We start from the raw sequence: 24,373 nt of genomic DNA, 5'->3' as shown, positions 1-24,373 counted from the left end.
AATTTATTAAAAGGTTGCTACAATGACTAGCGAAGCAAAAACACACGCAATTGATATCTCCTCTATGCAACGCGATAGCCGTATCCTTAATCTTGAGGACGAAACACTGGCCCTTAAGGTCAATGATCTGAAACTCAGCTACGGCGATAATGAAGCGCTGCATGGCATCAATATGCGCATTCCAAAGAATCGCGTTACCGCGTTTATCGGGCCATCCGGTTGTGGTAAATCCACGCTGTTACGCTGCTTCAACCGTATGAACGATCTGGTTGACGACTGCAGTATCACCGGTGAAATACTTCTGGATGAAAACAATATCTACGAACGCAGTGTTGATATTGCTGAACTGCGTCGCCGCGTAGGTATGGTATTTCAGAAGCCGAACCCGTTCCCGAAATCGATCTATGAAAATGTCGCTTACGGCCTGCGAATTCAGGGTGTAACCAAAAAACGCGTCATTGACGAAACCGTTGAGTGGGCATTGAAATCAGCTGCTCTCTGGGATGAAGTTAAAGACCGACTACATGAAAGCGCACTGGGTATGTCCGGTGGTCAGCAGCAACGTCTGGTGATCGCCCGTACCATCGCGGTAAAACCTGAAGTCCTGCTGTTGGATGAACCCGCTTCTGCGCTGGATCCGATCTCAACACTGAAGATTGAAGAGCTGATCCATGAGCTTAAAAATGACTTCACAATCGTAATCGTAACCCACAACATGCAACAGGCAGCACGTGTATCTGACTACACCGCCTTCATGTATATGGGAGATCTGATTGAGTTTGGTGTCACAGATACGCTGTTCACCAACCCTGAGAAAAAACAGACTGAAGACTACATCACCGGCCGTTACGGTTAACAGGATAAAGGGCGAGTCACATGGAAATTAATACAGAAAACTATTCCACACATATCTCCGCTCAGTTTAATGAAGAGCTTGAGCAGATCCGCACTCAACTTCTGACTATGGGTGGGATCGTGGAACGTCAGGTCCACGATTGCATCGATGCGTTGTTAAACGGTGATTCTGAGCTGGCCGAGCAGTCCCGTCAGGTCGATAAGCAGACCAATGAGATGGAGGTGATGATCGATGAACAGTGCACTAAAATCATTGCTCGCCGCCAACCGGCTGCAAGCGATCTGCGTCTGATTATTGCAGTCTCTAAAGCGACCACAAACCTGGAACGTATGGGTGATGAGGCCAGCCGAATCTGCCGCCACGCTATTGAACTGGTTGAAGAGGGTCAGTCTCCTCGAGGCTATCAGGAGGTCCGTCATATAGGGAACCTGGTACGTACAATGGTGAAAGATGTGCTGACTGCGTTTGCCCGTAATGATACCGAGCTTGCGTATGAAGTGGCGAAAATGGATAAGTCCGTGGATCAGGAATACCGTTCAGCGATGCGCTCCCTTGCCACCTTCATGATGGAAGATCCACGCTCAATCTCCAGCGTCATGAATGTGATCTGGGTCTTACGAAGCCTGGAACGTATAGGCGATCATGCACGCGCCATGGCTACCCACCTAATCTACCTGGTGAGCGGCACAGATGTCCGTCATGGCAGTTTGAAGCAGATTAAAAAAGCGGTTCTTGACGGCGAATAATGGTTCAGCAGATGTAATAAAAAGCAGCCAATGGCTGCTTTTTTGTTGCCTTCTGCTCCGAAAAGCCCACCTTGATAAGCTAATAATTTCCAAGTTCCACGAAAAATGGTCGATACTAATAGGACAGTACCACCGTATTGTGGAGTCGTTATGTATCAGTACATTGTCTATGCAGATCTGAACTGCCCCTTCTGTTACGCCCTTCATGAGCAGTTACTCCGCTATGATCTTCTGGATAAGGTCGACTGGCGCCTGATCGAGCATGCACCTGATACCGCCCTTTATAACAAAACCTCTGAGCTTCAGGCCGAACTCGCCAGCGAAGTATTTATCGTAAGGAGTCGTGCTCCCGCTGTTGAGATATCTCTACCCAAGATCCGCAGCGACAGCCGCTTCGCTACCCTCTGCGTGATTGAAGCCCGCCAACAGGACAGATCCAAAGCCGAGCATCTGACAACTCTTTTATATCGAGCACTTTGGATCGACAGTAAAGATATTGCTGATGTGTCGGTTATTTTTGATTGTCTGACCCAAGCCGGTCTATCTCCTGAGCTGGATATTGATGAGAGTGAGGAAGCCCTGCTGGTCCAGTGGCAAAAAGAGTGGCAAGAGGGGGGATTCAACGGCAGTACACCTGTTATCACGAGTACTGACGGAAGGTCGCTTATCGGACTGTCCAGTACGGAAGACCTGACCGCATTTTTTCAGGGCGAAGAGGTACACTCGCAGGTACAGCCGACAGAGTTCAGCCAGGCACTCTCACCGCAGACGATCGCAATTTTTTGTGATCACAGTATTGAAAAAATATGGCCTGTGGTCGCCATACTGCGCAAAGATTTCAATATCCTTCTACCCCCCAACCTCCCTGAGCTAAAAAACCTTCTGGTTGAAGATCCTCCGGATCTGCTACTCCTAAGCACGGAGCAACAGTGGGGCGATATGCTCTCTCTGTGTCATGAAACCACCGCCAATCAGGAGGAGCTTCCCCCTCCCGTGGCGATGATCAGTCAGGAGAGCGATGATCAGATAGAGCTGGATGCATACAATGCAGGCGCGGCCGATTTCCTGGTTTTAAGCCGTAATCCTGCCATTCTGCAGTCACGTATCCAGATATTGATGAAGCTCAAGCAAACGCAGGATCTGCTAGCACGCTCCGCACGTATCGATGGTCTGACGCAGGTTAATAACCGCAGTGAATTTGATCGAAGCATTGAAACAGAGTGGCGCCGGGCGCTGCGCTCCAAACGTCGTCTGAACTTAATCATGATGGATATCGACAGTTTTAAAGAGTTTAACGACTTTTACGGTCATCTGGCCGGAGATGGTTGTTTGCGTACCGTCGCCCAGACGATCAAATCCTGCGTTAAACGAGCTCAGGATATGGTCTGTCGGTACGGGGGAGAGGAGTTTGCCGTGATCCTGCCGGAAACAGACCTGCATGGCGCATCCATTCTGGCGGAGAAACTACGCATGGCCGTTGAAGCCCTACAAATTGAGCACTACCGTTCAAAATCTGATGGCATTGTCACCATCAGCCTGGGGGTCGCCAGTATAACGCCGGCAAAGGGGGGCTCTCCTAACGAACTGATAGAGCAAGCAGACCAATTGCTCTATCAGGCAAAGCAGAACGGCAGAAACCGTACCTGTATTCAATCATCGCCGGCTGAGGACGACTCCCAGTAAGCCGCCAATGGGGGAAAGCGTTTAATCAGGCCCTCTTTTCCCAACGTCTCCATCAACGCCATATTTCGTTCAGGAATCTCATCCGGGTTTTTATAGTGGACTAATACACGGCTCATCTGCCCCTCACGGATAATATGGATTGTGGGAAACGGCGCACGATTGGTCCAGTTACTGATATCCCCCTCTGGCACCCCAGAGAAGCAGTAATTGGGGTGGAAGCTGGCCAGTTGAAAAACACCTTCCAAACCCGCTTGCTCAAGGAGATCCTGACACAGGTCCAGCAGATCAAGAAACGCGTCAAAATCAGCTACACAATGGGTAAAGCTAACCAACGTGGTGGATAGTTCACCCTCCTCCTTAGCCTGGATATTGGAAAGCTCTCCCAGAAAGTCTTCGGCAGCTGTCTCTAACCGCTCAGCCGCTGAAACGGCATATCGAATAGTATTATTGCGCACTTCGGGAGCCGCAAAAGGGCACAGGTTTAATCCGACAACCATGGTTTCAACCCACTGTTGCATCAGTTCGGAAGCCTGTTCCGCGGGAAAAGCAAAAATCTGTTTTGTCATTGCTGCATAGTAACCCAGCCTTGATATCATGCATATGCTGCTGAATCGGCTTTCTGATAAAATGAGCCCTCACTTTATCAGGATCAACAGCAGTGCCCGTAAAAGCAGCCTTAACACGACAAAGTTTTGATACCCGCTGGCGATCCCTCCGACGCCCCTATCAACAAGTGGCGCCCTCCGAGTGGCGCTCATGGTTAACTGATAAAGGTTCTTTGACTCAACGCTTGAAGCTGCTTAGTCATAACAACTTCAGGGTTGAGGTCGTCAGGCAGGGCTGGATGCGCCCAACCCGCTCTGAAGCCAAAGCCCTGAATATGGATCATCGCCAATTTGCACTGATCCGTGAGGTACAACTGATCGGCAATGATCAGCCCTGGGTCTATGCCCGTTCGATCATTCCGGCTCAAACTTTAACCGGAAATCGCCGTCAGCTGAAAATGCTTGGCAACCGCTCACTGGGCACCCTGTTATTTACAGATCCAACCATGCGTCGGGGGCCATTACAGATCAGTAGCCTGAAACTACTAGATCAGCGAAGAGTATGGGCCCGCCGTTCAATTTTTTACTTAGCCGGACAACCATTGCTGGTATCCGAGGTTTTCCTGCCAGAGCTCCTGCAGGTAAAATAGACTCACCTATCTATTGAGTTAACCCATAATGCCAGAATCACAGAGCCAAACTCTCTCAACTTCGGACAAGCTTCATGCCTTTGGGAGATTGATGCGAGTAGAGAAACCGATCGGCACCTATCTACTTTTGTGGCCGACCTTCTGGGCACTCTGGGTTGCCGCTGAGGGTCTCCCTTCAATGGGGATTCTGGTGATCTTCACACTGGGCGTTTTTCTTACCCGTTCAGCCGGTTGTGTGATCAATGATTATGCAGACCGTAAGATCGATGGCCACGTCAAACGAACTGCGATGCGCCCCCTCCCCGCTGGTCTGGTCACCGAAAAAGAGGCATTACTCCTCTTCTCCGCTCTGATGGCACTCGCCTTTATTCTGGTTTTATTTACCAATCTGACGACGATCATGCTCTCGACCGGCGGTCTGTTTTTAGCGGCCTGCTACCCCTTCATGAAGCGATATACCCATCTGCCGCAAGTGGTATTGGGGGCAGCCTTTGCCTGGTCTGTTCCAATGGCCTTTACCGCCGTGACTGAAACAGTCCCGGCCTATGCATGGTTAATCTATATCGCAACACTGCTCTGGACCGTTGCCTATGACACCATGTACGCCATGGTCGACAGAGATGATGATCTGCGTATCGGAGTTAAATCCTCGGCAATTCTTTTTGGGGATGCCGATAAGCTGATTGTAGCGATCCTGCAACTCTCGACACTGCTAACCCTGATCCTGCTCGGCAATCAGGTCGGACTGGGTATTTTCTACTATCTCGGACTCACCGGGGCGGCTGCCCTCTTCTGCTATCAGCAATGGCTGATCCGTAAGCGCCAGCGCGACCCTTGCTTCAAAGCATTCCTGAATAACCATTATGCGGGGCTGTCTATCTTTATCGGTCTGGCACTGCACTACGCCTCTATCTGAACTGCAGAGACTTTTAGATGAGCACGATCTAGTTTTACTTGCAGATTCCGTCATCCTGTCATATTTGTGTAACACTATTGTCTTTTAATATCCGCGACAATAAATCTGCATATACAGAAAGGACAATGACGATGTCTGCTTCAAAACGAGTACTGATCGTTGATGATGAGGCGCCTATTCGCGAAATGATTGCCGTAGCGCTTGAGATGGCGGGATATGAATGCTTCGAGGCTGAAAATGCAAATTTAGCCCATGGCCTGATCGTGGATGAGAAACCAGACATGGTCCTGCTGGACTGGATGATGCCTGGAACCAGTGGTATCGAATTTGCCCGGCGCTTGCGTAAAGATGAGACCACCGCAGATATCCCGATCATCATGCTGACCGCAAAAGGGGATGAAGATAACAAGATCAAAGGCCTGGAGGCGGGTGTTGATGACTACATCACCAAGCCTTTCTCCCCCCGTGAACTGGTTGCTCGCCTGAAAACTGTATTACGCCGTACCACTCCCAAAGGAGTGGAAGAACCGGTCACTGTTGATGGGTTAACTCTGGACCCTATCTCACATCGGGTGATGTCCGACCAAAATCCGATCGAACTCGGTCCAACGGAATTTCGTCTGCTCCAGTTTTTCATGACGCATCAGGATCGCGCCTACTCCCGCAGTCAGCTACTGGATATGGTCTGGGGCGGTAATGTCTACGTAGAGGAGCGTACCGTGGATGTTCATATCCGTCGACTGCGTAAAGCCCTTGGCGAACGGCATGACTATCTGGTACAAACAGTACGCGGAACCGGATACCGTTTTTCAGCCAATGTAGCCTGAATCATCAGACATTAAGGGATCTAATATGCAACAGAATCGCCACTCTATTATCTCCAGCCTCTTGCTGGTGAGTGGGATCTCTCTTGCTGTCGGTGTTGTCATCGGTATTCCCGGATGGGCATTTGGGGTCGGCACCTTTGGTTGGGCCCTCTATCAGGCACGGCAGTTTAACCGGCTCATGGATTGGTTCACCCTAAGAGAGGGTCAGCATGAACCACCAGAAACAGCGGGCCATTGGGGAGAGCTGTTTGATGAACTCTCACGTATGCAGCGCCGTCAGCAAACCCGTGAAGCGCTTCTGCGTAATGTGATCTCCCGCTTTCAGGATTCTACTTCCGCTCTGCAAGATGCCATTATCATTATTGACCAACACAACAATCTCGAATGGTGGAACGAAGCGGCTGATCGCCTTCTTGGATTAAGCGACCAGTCGGATCGTGGCAGACCCGTGATGAACTTACTACGAGATCCCCGCTTTATCCGTTATTACAAACGGGGTAAATATACCGATCCCATCACGCTGCCCTCCCCGGCACATAATGAGCTTCAGATTCAATATCAGATCACCCGTTTTGGTGATGGTGACCGATTGCTGGTGGCACGAGACGTATCGCGCCTGATGCGCCTTGAACAGACACGTCAGGATTTCGTAGCAAACGCTTCTCATGAGCTTAGGACTCCACTGACAGTCATTCGTGGCTACCTGGAGACCTTTCTCGATCAGGAACTACCCCGGCCTCTTATTCGTGGCCTGATCTCAATGCAGCAGCAAGCACGCAGAATGGAAAACCTGGTCTCCGACCTGCTTCTGTTGTCTCGCCTTGAAGCCAGTCATCAGATCTCTGACGAGCACCCAATAAAAATCCATACGGTTCTCCAGCATATTCTCGAAGGGGCACAACAGCTTTCCCTGGAGAAGGGCCATAGCTTAAAACTGGAGATGGATGAGCAGCATGATCTGACGGGCCAGGAGATAGAGCTGCATAGTGCCTTCTCCAACCTGGTATACAACGCTGTCCGCTACACCCCAGCCGACGGGAAGATCCGCATTCACTGGTGGGTTGATGAACAGGGGGGACACTTCTCAGTTAAAGATAATGGCCCCGGAATAGAATCTATTCACCTGCCACGCCTCACTGAACGATTCTACCGGGTTGATGAAAGCCGCTCTTCAGCCAATGGTGGTACCGGTTTAGGACTAGCGATTGTTAAGCACGTTTTAGCCCGTCACGGTGGCCAGCTGACCATCAAAAGTAAGGTTGGAAAGGGCAGTACCTTTGCGTGTCACTTCCCACGAGAGATGGTAACCCAGGTGAATGTGGAGGACCTGGAAGCTTCCCTGCCCAAGAATGAAGGCGCTGACCAGCGGCCAGCCCCTTAAACGAGGCTGCCTGTCAGGATTCCAGGTATTTCTGATCAAGATCCTTTTCAACCGTAGCATGGGCTTCCACCCAATAGATTGTCGCACCGACAACGGCTGCTGGCATGAGGATCAGATTTAAAATCGGCACCATCATTCCAAGTTGAACCAGCCCACCAAAACCAATTGAGGTTAACCTATCCCCTTTCAGCATCAGCTTCATCTTCTTGAAGCTAACCTTGTTGTTATCCATCGGGTAATCACAGTACTGAATCGCCATCATCCAGGCACCAAACAGCAACCAGAGAAAGGGAGCAATAATATTGATTACCGGAACGAAGGACAGCACCAGCAGAAACAGCACCCGGGGCAGATAGTAAGCCAGCTTGGAAAGCTCTCGGGCGATCGTTCTGGGTATCAACGCAATAACGGCCTGCCACCCCTCATCGGTCAGGACATCACCCCGTAAGCGTTTTTCTACCTTCTCAGACAGAAAGCCATTAAATGGGGCCGCGATGATATTCGCGACGATTGAAAAGCTGTAGTAAACAAAGATGATCACCAGCACCGCCATCAATGGCCAAAGCACGTAATGGAGAAACTGCAACCACTCCCAATCGGGCAGAAAAGCCTTAATCAGTTGATCAACCCAGCCACTGAAGTTACTGAACAACAACCAGATTGCACTAACAAATAAAACGATATTGGTTAGCAGGGGGACTAATACAAAGGGGCGGATCTCCTTCTCTGGCAACATCTGCAGCCCTCGCAACAGATAACCTGCCCCACGTACGGGATTTCCTTTCATAGATCTCTAAACTCAGTTAATAACAAAATTAATAATACGGATCGCCACCGCGACGACCATCATGATTAAACCGATGCGGTTGACATTAAATTCGCGTGGTGTCATCTCCATGGTTGGCTTCCAAAACTCCACCAGCGATTTATAGTCTTTGGTTCTGCCAGCATACATTGCCAGTGAAACCAGAAATACCAGCAAACCACCCCAAAATAAAAACTGCTCTAATATTGCCAGATACATCACATTCGCCTTTACTTATTGCCAGTAAGAGTTAACCAGTTTATTGCTGACTGGTGCTCAACAAAAACAGTAAGCCTATCAAAAAACAACGTAGTCGGCTGCACTGCCTTGGGCTAGATATGTATTAAATAACCGTAAATTAAGGTGACCATCATATCCCCCAAACATGCAACTGCTGGAGTAGTAAATGAAAGCGATACAGATCAGCAAGTTTGGTTCCATCGAAGCGTTAACATACACCGAACTGGCTAAACCCGAACTTAACGCAGGAGAGGTTCTTGTTAAAAACCACGCAGCCGGTGTTAATCCAATCGACTGGAAAACCTGTAGCGGAGGAGGTGCGGCCCCATTTATCGGAGATCTGCCCTTTATCCCCGGCTGGGAGTTTGCAGGTATCATTGATGCCGTTGCCCCAGATGTCACCGAGTTCAAACCCGGCGATGAGGTGTTTGGCTTCATTCGATTCCCTGAACGAGCGGGATGCTATGCGGAATATGTCGCAGCACCCGCCGATCAGATCAGCCTGCGTCCAGAGGGGTTACCCGTAGAAGCTGCTGCTGGACTCGGGCTGGCGGGACTGACGGCATGGCAGGCACTTTTTGATAAAGGAGACCTTAAGGCTTCACAGCAGGTGGTTATTCTTGCGGGTGCCGGTGGTGTCGGCCATCTTGCAGTTCAGCTGGCTAAATGGATGGGTGCCCGGGTTATCGCCACTGCATCTCCGGAAAATCACACCTGGTTGTCATCCTTGGGCGCCGATCTGGTGATCGATTATCACTGTGAGGATCTAACCGATCAGGTGAATAATGTCGATCTGGTTATCGATGCAGTCGGTGGAGCGGTAGGTATCGATGCACTTCGCTGCGTTAAACCGGGTGGCACATTGGTAACACTACCTTCAGTTACAAAAGATGAGGTAATCGCTGCAGGCAAGAAGATGAAAGTGACAGTGGAACCAATCCGAGTTGAACCAAGTAGTGAGCAGCTGGATCGCTTAGCAGGCCTCTATGCCGATCGAAAATTGCAGCTACTCATTGCGGACACCTACTCGCTGGAAAATACAGCAGAAGCGTTCAGCCAGAGCCAGACCGGGAAGGTCAAGGGCAAGCTGATTCTGACTATCTAAGCCCTCTTCTACTCAGGGGTTAAAAGCTTAACCCCTGATACATATACATCGCCGTCACTTTATCCATACTTTTCGTAATCTTCTCAGCTGATCGGGCGATCAAAGCCAACATTGCCTTATTTGAATCGGAATTAGAGAGCCCCTTAAACCGCTTAAAGTCCCTCTGTATTTTATCCAACTCGCTTTTAATTTGTGTGTTATTCAGGTCACTGGTCTCGAGGTCCCGGCGATTTTGTTCAAAAAGCTGCAGTGAACTGATAAAAGCCTCGGTATATTGATCATTGTATCCCCAAGCCCTTAAGGCGTAGTGACTACTCACTCTCTGTGAAAGCATACGTACAAACCCAGCAGTACTGATCAAGCGACCGAAACGGGTGTCAGTATTCTCTACAATCTCCATTGTGACAGCGCTCCACAGTTGTAAAAGAAGCTCCGTTTGCTGCCTGACGTCACTGGCCTGCGCTTTCGAAGGTTGTTTCAGGTAGAGCGGTTTCACCTGTTTCCACTGAGCTGACGCTCGATTTAGCGACTCTCTGACTGCATCCGTTTTGGCATACGCCAGAATCTCAGACTGAGCTGTCTCATAGTCACGAATCGCCTGTTGTAACTCCTGATCTGCCTTGCGTCCGCGCACCCCCAGACCCACCAGAATATAATTTTTCAGCATCTGCTGTGTCAGCATACCCTGGTTGGAGGTGATATTGATTGCCTGCTCCGTCGACTTAATCTCCGCATGTGCCACACTAAAGAGCAACATCAATATCACACCCAAAAAACCTAACCTTTTCATAGCAACACTCCTGTCGTCAGACACACATCTCGGTCAGTAGGGAATCTACCTGATCAAGCAGTCGGTTTTCCGACCAAGGTTTAGTCAAATACACGCTAACACCAGCGTCATCCGCTTCCTGACGATGTTTTTCCGTCGATCTGGAGGTGATCATGATGACCGGTATCGCAGAAGTCTCATCCCGCTGCCGGATCAGATGGGTCAACTCCACGCCATTCATTCTCGGCATCTCCATATCTGTAAGCACCAGATCGGGTTGTTGTTTGCGTATCTGGTTTAATGCATCCAGACCATCAATCGCCGTACTCACCTCATAGCCACTGTCTGCCAGTAGAGTCTGCAAGGTTTTGCGGGCACTGAGTGAATCATCAACAATCAGAATGCGGGGTAACTCAGCAGCTGTCTCATGCTCATAGAAGGATCGCAGTTCGGTAAGTTGGGACCGCTGATAGCGGATCCTTTCCGGTAGATCGACAATCGGAGCTGTTTCACCATTGGCCAGAATCGTCATCCCGGGAATGCCCGGAAGGTCAGGCAGATACTCACTCAACTGCTTAAACGCCAATTCACGGTGCGCAATCACCTCTTTAACCAGGACCGCTACTTTTTCACCCTGTGCCAGCGTCACCAGCAAGACTGGGTACACAGCACCCGGGGCCTGATAATCATTGGGCCTCGACTGGAGCAGGTTTTCCAGCATGTAAGTGGGATAGTGCTCCCCCTCATATTCAAAGACCAGGCCCTCACTCTCCTCCATCAAACGGCCATCGAGCGAGATCACACTCTGCTCAATACCATGCCCGGCCAGCGCAAAGATCTGATGACCGCATCTGACCAGAAGCGTCCTGATAATTAATGAGCTGGCAGGCATTGAGAGCTGGAAACAGGTGCCCTGATTGCGCTTTGATGTAATATCCAACGTCCCCTGCAATCGCAAGATCTGCTGGTAAACGACATCCATACCGATACCACGCCCAGACAGCTGACTAATCTGATCACGCGTAGAAAAACCGGGAATCAGTATCAGTCGCTGAACATCCTCCTCACTCAGCGTTATTTCCGGGTCGATGAGTTGCTTCTGACAAGCAACGGCAAGCACCCGTTCCGTATTAATCCCACCACCATCATCCTCACAGTGAACATGGATCTGATCATCCTTGAGCGAGAAGCTCAGAGTGATCCTGCCCTCTTCAGATTTACCTGCTGCGACCCGGGCAGGGCTCGATTCCAATCCATGATCGATCGCATTTCGGATAATGTGGAGCAGCGGATCAGCTAGTTGATTCAGAATATGGCTATCAACCAGCGTCGCTTCCCCTTTGATGATCAGCTCTGCCTCTTTACCGGTCGCGCGACACGCCTGACGGGTAATACGCTGTAATCGGGAGCTGATGCTGCGCACCTCTACCAGGCGGCTGTTTAAGACATTCTGCAAGGTCTCCTTCTGCAAACCCGATTGTGCAATATGAAGAGTGCTCAATGACTGAATATGTCCATCCATATCCTGAGTCACTTCACGGACATCGGCGACCGCTTCCTGAACACGCGAAAGGGTGGAGTGCATCTCGTTATAGCGATCCATCTCCAGTGGATCGAACTCATCAGCGAGTTCATCCAGCTGGGGCTGAAGGTTCATCTGATCACTGAACTGCTGCTCAAGTTCAAACAGTACCCGCTGTAAATTACGATGCCGTTCGCGGTTGGTACGAGCATAGGAGCGTAGATGAGTAATCTCCTCATCAAGCTGAGTATTCAACGTGCTGGATTCCCCTGCCAAACGAAACAGGTTATCCAGTATGTTACCTGGCACCTTAAACAGTGCCGATTCGTTGCGAGGCTGCTCGACTGGTAGTTCTGCAGCTGGGGCAGTATCTTCAGGCTCCGAGTTGCTAGTATTAGCCGCCTCAGATCTATCTAGCAGAGAGATCCCTTCCGTCTTCAGACGGTAATCCCAATCCATCACCCTCTGAAGTACCTGAAGTGCATTATCCGGTGCAGGCAGAGAGTCGGTAATGGCATCAGACATGGCCGCCAGGCAATCTGCAGCTTCCAGCAGATCATGCTTCATCGCGCCGACAGAGACCCGCTCTGCATCGGCCAGCAGATCCATAAGATCCTCCAGGCCGTGTGCCAGATTAGCCATCCCCCGGATCCCTGCCATATTGGCAAGGCCTTTGAGCGTATGCACTGCTCGTTGAGCGGTACGCAGCGCCTCAGCGTCAGACTTGATCAATCGCTGAACACTACTCAGAAACTCCTCTGACAACTGCGGAAGCTCGCTATGCAACATCTCCAGCAGTTGCGGATCAACATCGGCAGAAGGGGTCAGATCAACATCATCAACGACCGCTTGTTTCTGCTCCAGTGACTCTGGGGTTTGCAGCGATGCCAGCGCCAGCAACCCCATGATGAAAGAGGCTTCCTCCGAACCGGGTTTAGAGGGCAGTTCACTGTCTACAAACTGATCCAACAAATTTTGCTGGCGCTCATAGTCTCCTACATTCTCTAAATACTCCACCAACCCAGTCAGGCAGGCCTGAACGGAGGCGATCCTATCGGGTAAAAGAGAGATCTGATGGGTTTGAATATACTCCAGGTTTTGCTGCAACCCGGTCACCAGTAGGGTTGCACCTATCAGGTTGATCGTTTCCAATGCCCTCAAAACAGGCTGTAAGCTCTCTATGGTTTGCTGAAGATCCGGTTGTTCCGTTGTGGGTGACTGCCATACAGGGACAATGCTTAAGATCGACTGGGACAGCATCGCGACAACAGCAGGATCCACCTGCGGCCCCTCCATCTCGAGTAAACTGAAGTCAATCTGACAGAAAAGAGGGGGATGCGGGAGCAGTTCGCTATCGTCACTTTCCGTCACCGGGTTCTCTTCAGGTTGTGTCTCCTCATCTTCTACCAGTCCGATACTGACAACGTCAGCATCCAAGCGATCCACATCTGCAAGCAGAAGCGTCTTGAGAAACTCAGTATCTTCCTCCGGAACAGGTTCCGGCCAGCCTGCAACCGACATCGCGGTCAAGATCGGCTGCACCAGTTCCTCCGAAGGAGCCCTCAGTAAAGCCAGCAGTGCTTGATTAAGTTCATCGGCAACCGCCAGATCATCCATCTCAGGCAGCTGAATCAATAACTCACCATAGAGCGCCAACAGATCGGCAACGCCGTTCCAATCCTCTTCAGAATAACGATCTATCAGCTCATACAGTGTCTCAGCCGTATCGGGGGGAAGCTCATCTGAGACACGCCCAATCGTTTCTAGCAGGGCGTAAAGGTCAGGAAATGCCTGTTTTATACTAGCAGCCGGTTGGAGCTGAGTTTGTACTTCAGCTGAATGCTCTGTTTCCTCCTCAGCAATGGGCTCTGCTACCGAGGGTGGCGGGGAGAAAAGGCTACAGTCGCTTTCCAGAATCTCCAGTAGAAAAGCAGCATCTTCCTCCTCAACCGGTTCCGGCCAGGCGGGATGCTGCAGCTGAGCCACCAATGCGTGAGCCATTACCGCAGGTTCGATCGCTCCCAATTGAGCTAATTGCTCTGAAACTAATGAGATAACGGGCTCTACCTGCGCCAGTTGATCCGCCTCAACAGAATCAAGCAGCTCGGCATACAGCGCCAGAAAATCAGCAAACCCCGTTAGGTCCTGTTCACTAAACTGATCAATATACTCGTGGATCTCATCGACCAGTTCCGTAAAGGGCAGTTCCATTTTCAGACAAAGCGCCTGCTTTGCAATCAGCCATTCAATGGCTTGTTTGGGATCAAACATTGATCTCAGCCCTATCGGTTATGAAGAGGATGCCAGCTTAAATACGCTAACCGACTTCTGCAGTTCATCTGCGGCTTCAACCAGTTCATCTGAAAGCTGTGCCTGCTGCCTCATCTCAGCGTTGGTCGCCTGAGTCGTCTCATTAATGCTGCCCGCCCTAACACGCAACTCTTCAGCTGCTTTTGCCTGCTTCACTGAGCTTTGCGCAATCCGTACAACCGAGTCGACCAATGACTGCGTCGTTACACGGGTCTCATCCATACGCTCTCCAGCTTCCTCAGCCAGACGCGTGCCCTCTACAACATCGGTGATTACGTTATTGATGACATTGATCGTGTCTGCTGTTTCCAGCTGAATATTATTAACCAGAGACTCAATCTCTGAGGTCGCTTCACGCGAGTTCTCTGCCAGACGCTGTACTTCATCTACTACCACCATCAGGCCTCGCCCAGCTTCGCCCGCAGACGCAGCATGCATGCTCGCATTCAGAGAGAGAACATGGGTACGCTCTGAGATATTGTTGATCAGGTTAACGATACCGCCGATCTCCTGGGAACGCTCTCCCAGACGCTTGATACGCTTTTCCGCTTCATGAATGGTTTGACGAATCTTATTGATGCTGCCAATTGTCTGCGATACAGAATCCATCGCAGTTTCTGAGGTTTTAATAGCTTTTTGAGAAGCGCTATTTGATACTACTGCCAGCTTAGAGATCAGCTCCATCGCCCGGATAGCAGAATCCAGACCCTGTAGTGTTTCCCGAATCTCCTCTTTCTCTTTCTCAGCGTAACTCAGAACCGTTTCAGACTGAGATTTCACCTGCTCTGATGCCGTATTTACCCGTGAAGAAACACTATTTACATCCTGCAATACCGATTCAATCGATTCCACTAACTGGTTAATCGAATCTGAGACGGCACCGGTTACATCTTCCGCAACTGGCACTCTGACGGTCAGGTCACGTTGCGATATCTGGAACACATTCTGAATCAGCGCAATGATGGAACTGTTCAGTTTTTTGTTCTCTTCATCTTTGATCTGAAGCGCCTGCTCCTTCTCCTCAAGCAGCGTATCCAATACGCTCGAAAGCTGACCCAGTTCATCTTTAGAGGTTAAACCACTGCGCGCATCTACATCACCCTCTCGCACTCGGTCGATAGTATTTTGCAGCGCCTTCAGGGGATCGATTACTCCAAACTTCACGATCGACAGCGCAACCACCATCGCAACAATCATCAATCCTAAGGAGCCGAGGAAGTAGGTTGCCATCTCAGTCGTTTCGGTTTTCTGAATCTGATCATTACCCACCCGGTAGTTCGCCGCCAGGGTGTTCACTTCCTCAATTTTCGGATTCAGTGTGGCGATAATATCCTGCAGCTGTGTGAATTTTGAATGGCTGCGCTCCACCGCATCAGACAGTTCAAAAAAGTAACTTTCCGTTTTATCCAGATTGTCCAGAACAGCGATACGGTTCTGCGGGAATTTGTCGGCGCTGATCGCCTCCAACTGGTTACGCATACGGCTGATCTCTCGATTGATCTGTTCAACCCCAACACGCTCACCATTGCTGCTAATGTATTCATCCAAATTTTTACGGAGTGTGTTGAATTGATCCCGTAACCAGCCACGTTCCAGCCAGACGATCAATGCATCGGTCTCCCACATCAGCAGGCGCAGGTCATTTGATAAGCCCTCATCCGCTTTCAGACCGATCTCCATACGCGCTTCTGAACCGTCATAAAAGGTATCCTGATACTGATCTATGATCGCCTGAAACTGCTGAACCAGCGTTTTATCCTGATCGGTACGCAGATACCCCTGGAGTTTCCCAACATCACTATCGACTCGCTCCATGATGTCGTTAAACTCATTTAATTGTTCAATCCTAAGATCATTCTGAAAGCTCTTCTCCTGGAACCTTGCCTCAGCAATGTTGGCCTGAATATCACTGACCAACAGTAGAAATTCACTCAACTGCTGTGACCGGTTTTGTGCCTTTTCCTGGAGAATGATGGATTGATAATAAGAGGCCCCCATGAAAACCAGGCCCACGCAAAGCATGATCAATGCGATAGCAAACTTGATCGGAATCCGGACATTCTTGAACTCCCAGAACGACTGCATAAACCTTTCTCTCCCTAATCCTTAAAACTGTTTTTTCAACGCCAGAAAAAGCTGTTGATGATCCATCTCGAGCCACTGCACGCCATCCCTCTGATAGAGGTCATTCACGGCTGTTTTGAATACTTCAGGCAGATCACCCACAGGCTCACTCAATCGATCGGGGTCGATCACACTGAGAGGCGGAGTTTGTAATATCACGCCAACCGTATTGGGTTGGGTATCGATTAACAGCACCCATCTCTTTGCTTGCACAGGCTCTTCGATAATTTCCAGATATTTGTCCAGATCATATACGGGCACCGCCTCACCCCGGTGATTCATAACACCAATAAACCAGTCAGGAGTCCCTGGCAGGGGACATACTGCAGGCGACTTCACCACTTCTGCCCGGGTTTGCGGTGCAATCAACAGGTGATAACTACCCACTTCGAAACCATGCCTGATCGTATGAATCTCTGCGGGTGATGCCTGATTGAGCTGCTGCTGAGTATCCACAGAATCACCTCAGGTTAACGCTTCGATCTGCGCCATCAGATCAGCTTCAGTAAAGGGTTTCGCGACCATTGCAGCGGCTCCCTGTAATTGCGCCCAGACCTTATCAGCCTCTTCATGCTTGCTCGACACGATAACTACAGGGATCTCTTTGGTTTCATCATCATTGGTAATCTGGCGACACGCTGAATAACCATCCATTTCAGGCATGACAATATCCATAAAGACCAGATCCGGTTGCTCACTTTTAGCCTTCTCAAGCCCTTGCTTACCATCATTGGCAACTACAACCTCGACACCACAGGAAGCTAGCACGGAGCAGATATGTTTCTGCTGCACCATGTCGTCTTCTACAACCAATATTTTTTTCAACGGATTACTCCAATTACCTAAGCGTTTTGAAACTCATCAACCCAGTTTGCGACCCGACTTATCACCTTCTGAAACTCTTCATGAACGATCGGTTTGGTCAGATAGGTTGAGCAGCCGGCCATAATCCCCTTCACTTCATCCATTGGAGAGGTTTTTGAGGTCAGCATAATAATGGGGGTTTTCTTCATATCTGGACGGTTTCGCATCTCTGTGCAAGCTTCAAAGCCATCGATACCAGGCATCACGACGTCCAGAAAAACAAAATCAAATAGGGTCTCATCGACCTGCTTGAGCGCATCTTCACCGGTGGACGAAAAATGTACCTCAACAGGGGTTTCCATCTGCAACAACTCGGCATTAAGTGCCTGTTGCATCACCTCATTGTCATCAACGACGAGCACTTTATAGCAGCTGCGCTCCGAGTCCGGAGGCAGATCACTTTCAGCCTCGACTGGAGCTTCATATTTACTAAACCGGTTCTCCTGCTCAGCTTCTTCGACAATATCCATCTCTTCATTTTCATGGGTCATATTGTCCAGTGTACGGAGCACCCGTGAGGAAACCAACGGGTAACCTAAATGGGCGTAGCCCTTACTATCAGGCTTGCCACGACAAACCAGAATAATTCGGGAATGGTAGGTGACAGGAAGCTCACCAAGCGCTTCATGGGAGGCGATATCGCGCCCAAACACCAGTAGCAGATCCGGCAGATCCGCGGGATCAAACTTCACCAATGTATAGCGCGTCTGTTTAGACAGCTTGAAGATTTTTTCCAGCTTTACCTGCTGGTCTTCGGGAAAACCAATTGAACCTATCTGCATACTAATCCCATATCCTTGGAGATAACCTGGGTACATCAACATGCGAAGAGAGATTTGACGGAGGCGTGCGTCCCTGTTTGCAAACACAAGTATAATCCCTGCTATGACAGGGGAAATACAAAACCTGCTTATTCCTTTGGTTTAACCGCGCGGGACGATTAACACCATCTGTTTGCAACATCAGTAGAAAACCGCAAGTGCGGACTACTACTGTTTACATCTCTACTACTCTGTTTTTATTTTTATTTTCAGACGTCAGAGACGTCGTTTTTTAATCTACAGTATTTTTGCTGCAAATCAAATTACGCTGAATTAAAACAGCTGTATGAATTCAATCATAGATCGGGTTGATTGAATATGGCAATAAAAAAACGGCCGCTGCGGGCCGTTTTAATACTATTGTTTAGAGCAGAATAGCTGCTGCTGGCGCATCAATAATCGACACCCCTCCCCTCGGATATCTCGCCCCCAGCAAGCATGTCGCGCCCAGCTTTTATCATCTTCACTCAGTTCTTCATTAAATGCCGGGACCTCATTGCAGAAACCCTCGCTAGGTATTGCCTGCTGCCAGCAGGCTTTAAGGAATTTCCCGTGGCTAATCGTACAGGCAAATCCAGAACAACGGTTGAAGCTGGTTAAAGCCTCCTCAAGGCAAGCCTGCTGATCTGCAGTTTCACCAAACGTGCTACCACGCTGAGTAAAATCCTGAGACTGTTGCGCTAATTCCTGATTCCATCCCGGAAGCCACTTATCCTGCGTCAGCCAGGCGATAAAAATACCCGCCACAATCAGAAACAGGATCGACCAAATAATCTTTTTTAACATTTAGTTTTCCTTAACAGGGCGCCAGAGCAATCCCTTCATACAGAGCAGAAGACCGATAACAGATAGCAGCATTGCGCCGTTAACTAACAAGGGGTAACGAGCCATGATCGGATAGAACTGATGCTTCTGCTCGAAATCGCATTCACCCGCCTGATAGTTATAAGAACCACCCGCGTCAAGGCAGCTATCCACTGCCGATTGATCGATATAAAAAACGGTCATTAAGGCCAGAGATGGAATGATCAACAGAATTAAACCAAGTCGTAGCATGGGTCATTCACTATCGCAGATTCCAAGGTTACTGTAGCCATCATTGTGTGACAGCTCTCTAAGCTCAGCCAACGCCTCTCTGCGAGGTAGATCATCCTGAATAATCTCAAGAATATCCGCCTGAAAGTCATCCTCTTGCTGCATCAGCTCATGGGTATTGATAAAGCGCACAAGCTCTTCATCGGAGATCTGATCATCCGCATTAAGCTCAATGAATGTCGCTACACTTTCACGAGACATGTTGGCAACGTTAAGCACCTCACCGGCATCCGCAGCAACCACTGTATTCAAGGTTGAGAAGAGCGCCACTACCGCATCCAGTGCTGGCGATGCACCATACATCTCAAATTCATCCAGATCCGGCATGTTAACTTCAACTTTATCCAGCTGAACTTCGAAGTTCATCTTCGCACCGGTATCGTTCAGGTGATCCCATACCGCATCGAGTATTTGACGCATTTTGCTGACATCACCGAACTCCATCAGGCGTGAGAACAGGGCAAAATTAGGAAACATGCGCTCAGAAATGGCCGCACAGAATGCTACCAGTTGCCAGTCTTTAAGATCGTAAAACTCTTTATCAAAGCGTTGATCAGACATGTAAATCACCAGATCTGTTGGAAAGTGGCTATTGTACCGGTTTTATCGGCAATTGCAGTGAAATCTTAGGTCAGATCACGGGCCTGCATATAGGCCAGTTCAGAGAGATCGTGCCAGGCAGCAGCTTGCTGTCGGAAGCGGTCATAGGACTCAAATATTTTAATCGCGCGCGGATCTTTCTCAAGCTCCTCCTGAAGTACAGAGATGGATGCCAGTTTCAATTGCGACAGCACCTCATCCGGGAATTTGCACAGTTGCACTTTATGCACATTAAGCAGGTGCTGCAGTGCCCTATTATTTTTCGCTGTCAGTTCAGCCAGCATCTCCTGATTGGCGACTCTCATGGCGCTTTTAACGATGGCTTTTAGGTCTTTGGGCAGTTGAGCCAGCGCATCTTTATTGATCAGGCACTCGATGGTTGTTCCGGGCTCATGCCATCCGGGGTAGTAGTAATATTTGGCTGCTTTATAGAGTCCTAACGCCACATCATTATACGGTGCGGCCCACTCAGCAGCATCAATTTCACCCTGTTCCAACGCATGGAAGATCTCATCACCAGGCAGTAAAACCGGTTCAGCGCCTAATCTCTTAAACACCTCTCCACCGAGGCCCGGAATCCTGATTTTAAGGCCCTGCAGGTCTGCTGAGGAGTTGATCTCACGATTAAACCAGCCCCCCATCTGCACACCTGTATTACCACATGCATGAGGCACAATCCCGTAAGGATCATATAGCTCCTGCCACAGTTCCATACCCTCCCCCTGATATAGCCAGGCATTCATCTCCTGTGCCGTCATACCGAAGGGAACCGCTGCAAAAAATTGTGCAGCACGAATTGTGTCTTTCCAGTAAAACGCTGCACCATGCCCCATCTGGGCACGGCCTTCCGCCACCGCATCAAAGACATCCAGCGGGGCCACCAGCTCATTCGCGCCATAGATTGAGATCTTTAAGCGTCCGCCACTCATCTGATCGATCAGATTAGCCAGATAGTTTGCCCCCATACCCAAGCCTGGAAAATTACGCGGCCAGGTTGTAACCATTTTCCATTTGAATTCCGGCAGTAGGGCAGCATTCGCAGCTGGGGTTGATGAGATCAAGCCCGCAGCTAAGGGGAGAGCACTCGCATGTTTAACAAATTGGCGACGCTTCACGGGTGAGAAACCTTAGTTATTATTTTTAAAACGAAAATAGCATGCCCCCATGTACACCGCAATTGACGCTTGTAGGTGATCTGTCACACGGAAGATTGTTATACTCTAACTAGTTGTACTAACTAATAGGGTGTGAAGTGAGGTGTGGTGTTGAATTCCTTCAATCTGCTTAAGTCGATTGCCGAGGCAAGAGAAGGCTTACGGAAGTCGGAACAGAAAGTGGCGGATTATGTCTTGGCGCACGCAAATGATGTCATACATATGCGTATTGTCGATCTCGCTTCTGAAGCAAATGTGAGCGAGCCTACTGTGGTCCGCTTCTGCCGTGCACTCAACTATGACGGATTTCAGGACTTTAAACTGACTCTGGCTCAGGGCCTTGCCAGTAACACCAATTTCGAGCAGTTCTCACTGAATTCGAAGGATACCGTAACTGAGTTCAAGGAGAAGATCTTTGATTCAATGATCGGCAACCTACTGAGCATGAAAGATCAATTGGATACCGAAACGGTTGAAAAAGCGATCGCAGCTCTGGCCAAAGCCCGCCGAGTAGAGTTTTATGGTTTTGGTGCCTCCGCGCCTGTTTGTACAGACGCTGCCCATAAATTCCACCGTTTAAAAGTATCAAGCACCTCTTATTCAGATCCGCACATGCAGGCAATCTCTGCGGTTTCACTTGATGAGCGCGATGTGGTTGTCGCAATCTCACAAACCGGACGGACTAAGGACCTTTTACATACCGTCAAGCTGGTTAAAGAGACAGGCACCACGGTTATCTCACTCTGCCCCAGCAGTACCCCTCTGTCGGAGATCGCAACCATTCCGATCCATATAGATCTTGAAGAGGATAAGGATCTGAGCACCTTAATGTCATCCCGCGTTCTGCATCTGGTCGCAATCGATGTTCTGGCTGTGGGTGTCGCTATGAAGCTGGGTCCAGGTTTGATTGACCATCTTAAAACCATCAAAAGAAGCCTGCGCTCATTACGCCAGAACGATAAACGTCTGCCGATCCGAAAACCTCTGGATACAGAACCCAAATCGTAGCCCTAGCTGTCACATTTATTACACTTTATTTTCATATCGCTGACATAACAGCCATCTAAACTTGCCTCGGAATTTAGAGGTGCAGTACCGAATAATATCGGGATTGCCCCTCTATATGTTAGACAAAAGGCCAGCTTAAACTGTTTGATATTTAATCACGGCTATTATAAAACTGAACTTAGGCTGTAAAAAAAATCGTATGCCTGTTGCTTCATTGGCACTCAAGGCGATCACGACAGAGCCCCTCATCGAGGCGCTAATTCCAGCTCAGCTCGATGAGCTTCTGACCGTTAGGATAAGATCAGGAGTCTATTATGTTGCGAAAGACACAAGACCTGAATGATACACAGATTGAAGTTTTTGATCTTCTTGTAGGCTTTGAAGAAGAGGAACAGATCTCACGCAAGAAACTGGCATCTCGGAGAGCACTGAGAGCCAGGCGGGCAATTGAACAACTTCAGGAAGAGAAAGAGTTAGCTTCCAATATTGATGAGTGCTGGTTTGACGACTAAGCAAAACTAAAAACGCCAGTCATGTGACTGGCGTTTGTCGTTTCACTCACTTAATACTCTGGATAGAGAATATTCAGCGGTATCGATCTGCTTCCTTCTACCACAATGGCACAGTGTTTCCGTTTGAGCTTACGCGGCTCGGTCACACCACAGGAGTGAGCAATCATCTCAACCTCATGCACTAGGTGCTTGTGGTAGTTCGCTACGCGTTCAGCCTTAACCTGGGGTACCAAACCACGTTGAAGGTCTGGGTCATGCGTTGTGATCCCAGTTGGGCAGGTATTTTTATTACACTGCAGGGCCTGAATACAACCCAGTGCAAACATAAAGCCACGTCCCGTCACCGTAAAGTCAGCACCCATACAGAGAGCTGCCCCCACATCAGTTGGATTGATCAACTTACCCGAGGCAATAACACGAACACGATCTCTTAAGTTGTGTGCCATCAGTTTATTGACCAGAATTGGCAGACTCTCTCTAAGCGGCAAACCAACACTATCCATCAGCGGCATAGGTGCTGCACCGGTACCGCCATCACTACTGTCCAGGGTAATGAAGTCCGGAGCGCTTTCTACTCCTCTGTCATTAACCTTTTCACAAAATTCATCCAGCCACTCAGAATCCCCAAGAACCATTTTAAAACCACATGGTTTACCGGTAATACGCCGAACCTTATCAATCATATCCAGCAGATCATCGATAGAGGCGATATCCGGATGCCGGTTTGGACTCAGAGAATCTTCACCGACCGGTATTCCGCGTACAGCGGCAATTTCAGGAGTCACCTTTTCACCGGGTAGAATTCCCCCTTTACCCGGTTTCGCACCCTGGCTTAGTTTTATCTCAAACATTTTCACCTGAGGCAGATCACCCTTCTCCTTCAGTTTCTCTTCAGAGAAGTTGCCCTGTTCATCACGTAAACCATATTTAGCGGTACCGATCTGATAAACAATGTCGCACCCGGATTCCAGATGAAATTCAGAGACCCCTCCCTCACCGGTATTCATCCAGCAACCCGCTTTTTTCGCTCCCTGTGATAACGCCTGTATAGCGGGCTTTGATAAAGCACCATAGCTCATGCCTGAGATATTCAGAAATGAAGCCGCATCATAGGGGTGCTGACAGTAAGGCCCTATTCGAAGGCTCTGCGTAGTCACCGCATCCTCTTTCAGAGTTGGAAACGGGCAGTTCAGAAAATAATAGGTACCCGGAATTCGCAGATCACGTGAAGAACCAAATGCGATCATGCTGTCCACATTCTTCGCAGCCCTGTATACCCAGGAACGCTGTGCCCGGTTAAAAGGCATCTCCTCACGATCCATAGCAAAGAAATATTGACGAAAAAACTCACCTATATGTTCAAACAGATAACGGAATCGGCCAATTAATGGGTAGTTCCTACGTATCGTTTGTGCTGTCTGATGTTTATCAATCTGATAGATAACAAATGCGATGATTACTGCAATCACGAACAAAACAAGGAATGCAATACCAACAAATGCAATAAAGTTGATTGCAAAGCTAGTAACTGGGTCATTCATGCTATGGGCCTCCTATAGACATAGCAGTACACCGGGAAAGGTTAACCTTGTTGTAAGGTGTTATAAGTTAAGAGTAAATAGGAAAAACGTAATTATTCAAAATAGCGAAAAAAATTGTACTTTTCAAAACGGCAAATAACCCTTTAATAAGTAGAGACTTATTACCTATTTTCACCTATTTCCCCCCTTTTTCTCCGAAAAAAGGCTAAATTTGTAAATTTTTTCGCCATAGATTTGCAAAACCCCTTTCGGTAGGAGTATGGTACGTCGCTTCTTAAGTTTCTTTAGACTTTAAGCCA

24 protein-coding genes are annotated in these 24,373 nt (G+C 49.1%); 10 read left to right on the top strand and 14 right to left on the bottom strand.

The features are described 5' to 3' along the window. The first annotated feature begins 22 nt into the window (after positions 1 to 22). The 3 genes from pstB (at position 23) to Q0882_RS12915 (ending at position 3,285) form a co-directional block, all read left to right on the top strand. On the top strand, positions 23 to 856 hold the full coding sequence (gene pstB / locus Q0882_RS12925) for a phosphate ABC transporter ATP-binding protein PstB (RefSeq protein WP_299182416.1): 834 nt from the start codon (positions 23 to 25) through the stop codon (positions 854 to 856). A 20-nt stretch (positions 857 to 876) separates the two neighbouring features. After that, positions 877 to 1,602 (top strand): phosphate signaling complex protein PhoU, encoded by a 726-nt coding sequence (gene phoU / locus Q0882_RS12920; protein WP_299182414.1) that lies wholly within the window; start codon positions 877 to 879, stop codon positions 1,600 to 1,602. A gap of 150 nt (positions 1,603 to 1,752) precedes the next feature. Then, on the top strand, positions 1,753 to 3,285 hold the full coding sequence (locus Q0882_RS12915; RefSeq protein WP_299182412.1) for a diguanylate cyclase: 1,533 nt from the start codon (positions 1,753 to 1,755) through the stop codon (positions 3,283 to 3,285). On the opposite strand, the gene Q0882_RS12910 is transcribed toward Q0882_RS12915, so the two are convergent. After that, positions 3,252 to 3,851 carry a DUF1415 domain-containing protein gene (locus tag Q0882_RS12910; protein ID WP_299182410.1) on the bottom strand — a complete coding sequence of 200 codons (600 nt, stop codon included), beginning with the start codon at positions 3,849 to 3,851 and terminating at the stop codon, positions 3,252 to 3,254. The genes Q0882_RS12915 and Q0882_RS12910 overlap by 34 nt on opposite strands. 92 nt (positions 3,852 to 3,943) lie before the next feature. Between Q0882_RS12910 and Q0882_RS12905 the strand changes: the two genes are divergently transcribed. The 4 genes from Q0882_RS12905 (at position 3,944) to phoR (ending at position 7,604) form a co-directional block, all read left to right on the top strand. Continuing rightward, complete coding sequence (locus Q0882_RS12905; protein WP_299182407.1) at positions 3,944 to 4,480, top strand: chorismate lyase; 537 nt, start codon at positions 3,944 to 3,946, stop codon at positions 4,478 to 4,480. Positions 4,481 to 4,508: 28 nt separating this feature from the next. Beyond that, positions 4,509 to 5,396, top strand: a complete 888-nt coding sequence (ubiA, locus tag Q0882_RS12900; protein ID WP_299182404.1) for a 4-hydroxybenzoate octaprenyltransferase — start codon at positions 4,509 to 4,511, stop codon at positions 5,394 to 5,396. 131 nt (positions 5,397 to 5,527) lie between these two features. Next, positions 5,528 to 6,223, top strand: a complete 696-nt coding sequence (gene phoB / locus Q0882_RS12895; RefSeq protein ID WP_299182401.1) for a phosphate regulon transcriptional regulator PhoB — start codon at positions 5,528 to 5,530, stop codon at positions 6,221 to 6,223. Between the two features lie 25 nt (positions 6,224 to 6,248). Beyond that, positions 6,249 to 7,604, top strand: a complete 1,356-nt coding sequence (gene phoR / locus Q0882_RS12890) for a phosphate regulon sensor histidine kinase PhoR (protein WP_299182399.1) — start codon at positions 6,249 to 6,251, stop codon at positions 7,602 to 7,604. A 13-nt stretch (positions 7,605 to 7,617) separates the two neighbouring features. Here phoR and cysZ read toward each other — a convergent pair whose 3' ends face one another. Both cysZ and Q0882_RS12880 read right to left on the bottom strand, forming a co-directional pair. Then, the gene (gene cysZ, locus Q0882_RS12885) at positions 7,618 to 8,391 is read right to left on the bottom strand and encodes a sulfate transporter CysZ (RefSeq protein WP_299182397.1); all 774 of its coding nucleotides are present in this window, start codon (positions 8,389 to 8,391) and stop codon (positions 7,618 to 7,620) included. A gap of 12 nt (positions 8,392 to 8,403) precedes the next feature. Then, positions 8,404 to 8,628 (bottom strand): hypothetical protein, encoded by a 225-nt coding sequence (locus Q0882_RS12880; RefSeq protein ID WP_299182395.1) that lies wholly within the window; start codon positions 8,626 to 8,628, stop codon positions 8,404 to 8,406. 187 nt (positions 8,629 to 8,815) lie between these two features. Here Q0882_RS12880 and Q0882_RS12875 point away from each other — a divergent pair, with 187 nt between their 5' ends. After that, positions 8,816 to 9,754, top strand: coding sequence for an NADP-dependent oxidoreductase (locus Q0882_RS12875; RefSeq protein WP_299182392.1), 939 nt, complete (start codon positions 8,816 to 8,818; stop codon positions 9,752 to 9,754). A gap of 19 nt (positions 9,755 to 9,773) precedes the next feature. Here Q0882_RS12875 and Q0882_RS12870 read toward each other — a convergent pair whose 3' ends face one another. From Q0882_RS12870 to dctP, 10 genes are all read right to left on the bottom strand, one after another. Beyond that, positions 9,774 to 10,544, bottom strand: coding sequence for a hypothetical protein (locus Q0882_RS12870; RefSeq protein WP_299182390.1), 771 nt, complete (start codon positions 10,542 to 10,544; stop codon positions 9,774 to 9,776). A 16-nt stretch (positions 10,545 to 10,560) separates the two neighbouring features. Further along, on the bottom strand, positions 10,561 to 14,316 hold the full coding sequence (locus tag Q0882_RS12865; protein WP_299182388.1) for a response regulator: 3,756 nt from the start codon (positions 14,314 to 14,316) through the stop codon (positions 10,561 to 10,563). Positions 14,317 to 14,334: 18 nt separating this feature from the next. Continuing rightward, a complete protein-coding gene (locus Q0882_RS12860; RefSeq protein ID WP_299182385.1) occupies positions 14,335 to 16,440 on the bottom strand; it encodes a methyl-accepting chemotaxis protein in 2,106 nt (701 codons plus the stop codon). A gap of 21 nt (positions 16,441 to 16,461) precedes the next feature. Then, complete coding sequence (locus Q0882_RS12855; protein ID WP_299182383.1) at positions 16,462 to 16,935, bottom strand: chemotaxis protein CheW; 474 nt, start codon at positions 16,933 to 16,935, stop codon at positions 16,462 to 16,464. Between the two features lie 9 nt (positions 16,936 to 16,944). After that, a complete protein-coding gene (locus Q0882_RS12850) occupies positions 16,945 to 17,304 on the bottom strand; it encodes a response regulator (protein WP_299182380.1) in 360 nt (119 codons plus the stop codon). A gap of 17 nt (positions 17,305 to 17,321) precedes the next feature. Beyond that, positions 17,322 to 18,125 carry a response regulator gene (locus Q0882_RS12845; RefSeq protein ID WP_299182378.1) on the bottom strand — a complete coding sequence of 268 codons (804 nt, stop codon included), beginning with the start codon at positions 18,123 to 18,125 and terminating at the stop codon, positions 17,322 to 17,324. A 396-nt stretch (positions 18,126 to 18,521) separates the two neighbouring features. Further along, positions 18,522 to 18,950, bottom strand: a complete 429-nt coding sequence (locus tag Q0882_RS12840) for a hypothetical protein (protein WP_299182376.1) — start codon at positions 18,948 to 18,950, stop codon at positions 18,522 to 18,524. Further along, a complete protein-coding gene (locus Q0882_RS12835) occupies positions 18,951 to 19,220 on the bottom strand; it encodes a hypothetical protein (protein ID WP_299182374.1) in 270 nt (89 codons plus the stop codon). A 3-nt stretch (positions 19,221 to 19,223) separates the two neighbouring features. Continuing rightward, on the bottom strand, positions 19,224 to 19,820 hold the full coding sequence (locus tag Q0882_RS12830; RefSeq protein WP_299182372.1) for a YjaG family protein: 597 nt from the start codon (positions 19,818 to 19,820) through the stop codon (positions 19,224 to 19,226). 65 nt (positions 19,821 to 19,885) lie between these two features. Then, positions 19,886 to 20,974 carry a TRAP transporter substrate-binding protein gene (dctP, locus tag Q0882_RS12825; protein ID WP_299182369.1) on the bottom strand — a complete coding sequence of 363 codons (1,089 nt, stop codon included), beginning with the start codon at positions 20,972 to 20,974 and terminating at the stop codon, positions 19,886 to 19,888. 150 nt (positions 20,975 to 21,124) lie between these two features. Between dctP and Q0882_RS12820 the strand changes: the two genes are divergently transcribed. Both Q0882_RS12820 and Q0882_RS12815 read left to right on the top strand, forming a co-directional pair. Then, positions 21,125 to 22,021, top strand: coding sequence for an SIS domain-containing protein (locus tag Q0882_RS12820; protein WP_299182366.1), 897 nt, complete (start codon positions 21,125 to 21,127; stop codon positions 22,019 to 22,021). Positions 22,022 to 22,335: 314 nt separating this feature from the next. Then, complete coding sequence (locus tag Q0882_RS12815; RefSeq protein WP_299182363.1) at positions 22,336 to 22,533, top strand: PA3496 family putative envelope integrity protein; 198 nt, start codon at positions 22,336 to 22,338, stop codon at positions 22,531 to 22,533. A 50-nt stretch (positions 22,534 to 22,583) separates the two neighbouring features. On the opposite strand, the gene Q0882_RS12810 is transcribed toward Q0882_RS12815, so the two are convergent. Next, positions 22,584 to 24,074: an FMN-binding glutamate synthase family protein gene (locus Q0882_RS12810; protein WP_299182361.1), complete on the bottom strand. Its 1,491-nt coding sequence runs from the start codon at positions 24,072 to 24,074 to the stop codon at positions 22,584 to 22,586. Positions 24,075 to 24,373 lie beyond the last annotated feature (299 nt).

The sequence above is a fragment of the uncultured Neptuniibacter sp. genome, from assembly GCF_947498015.1.
GTDB lineage: Bacteria > Pseudomonadota > Gammaproteobacteria > Pseudomonadales > Balneatricaceae > Neptuniibacter.
The sequence above is the reverse complement of the archived record's forward strand: the minus strand, read 5'-3'. Positions and strand labels throughout refer to the sequence as shown.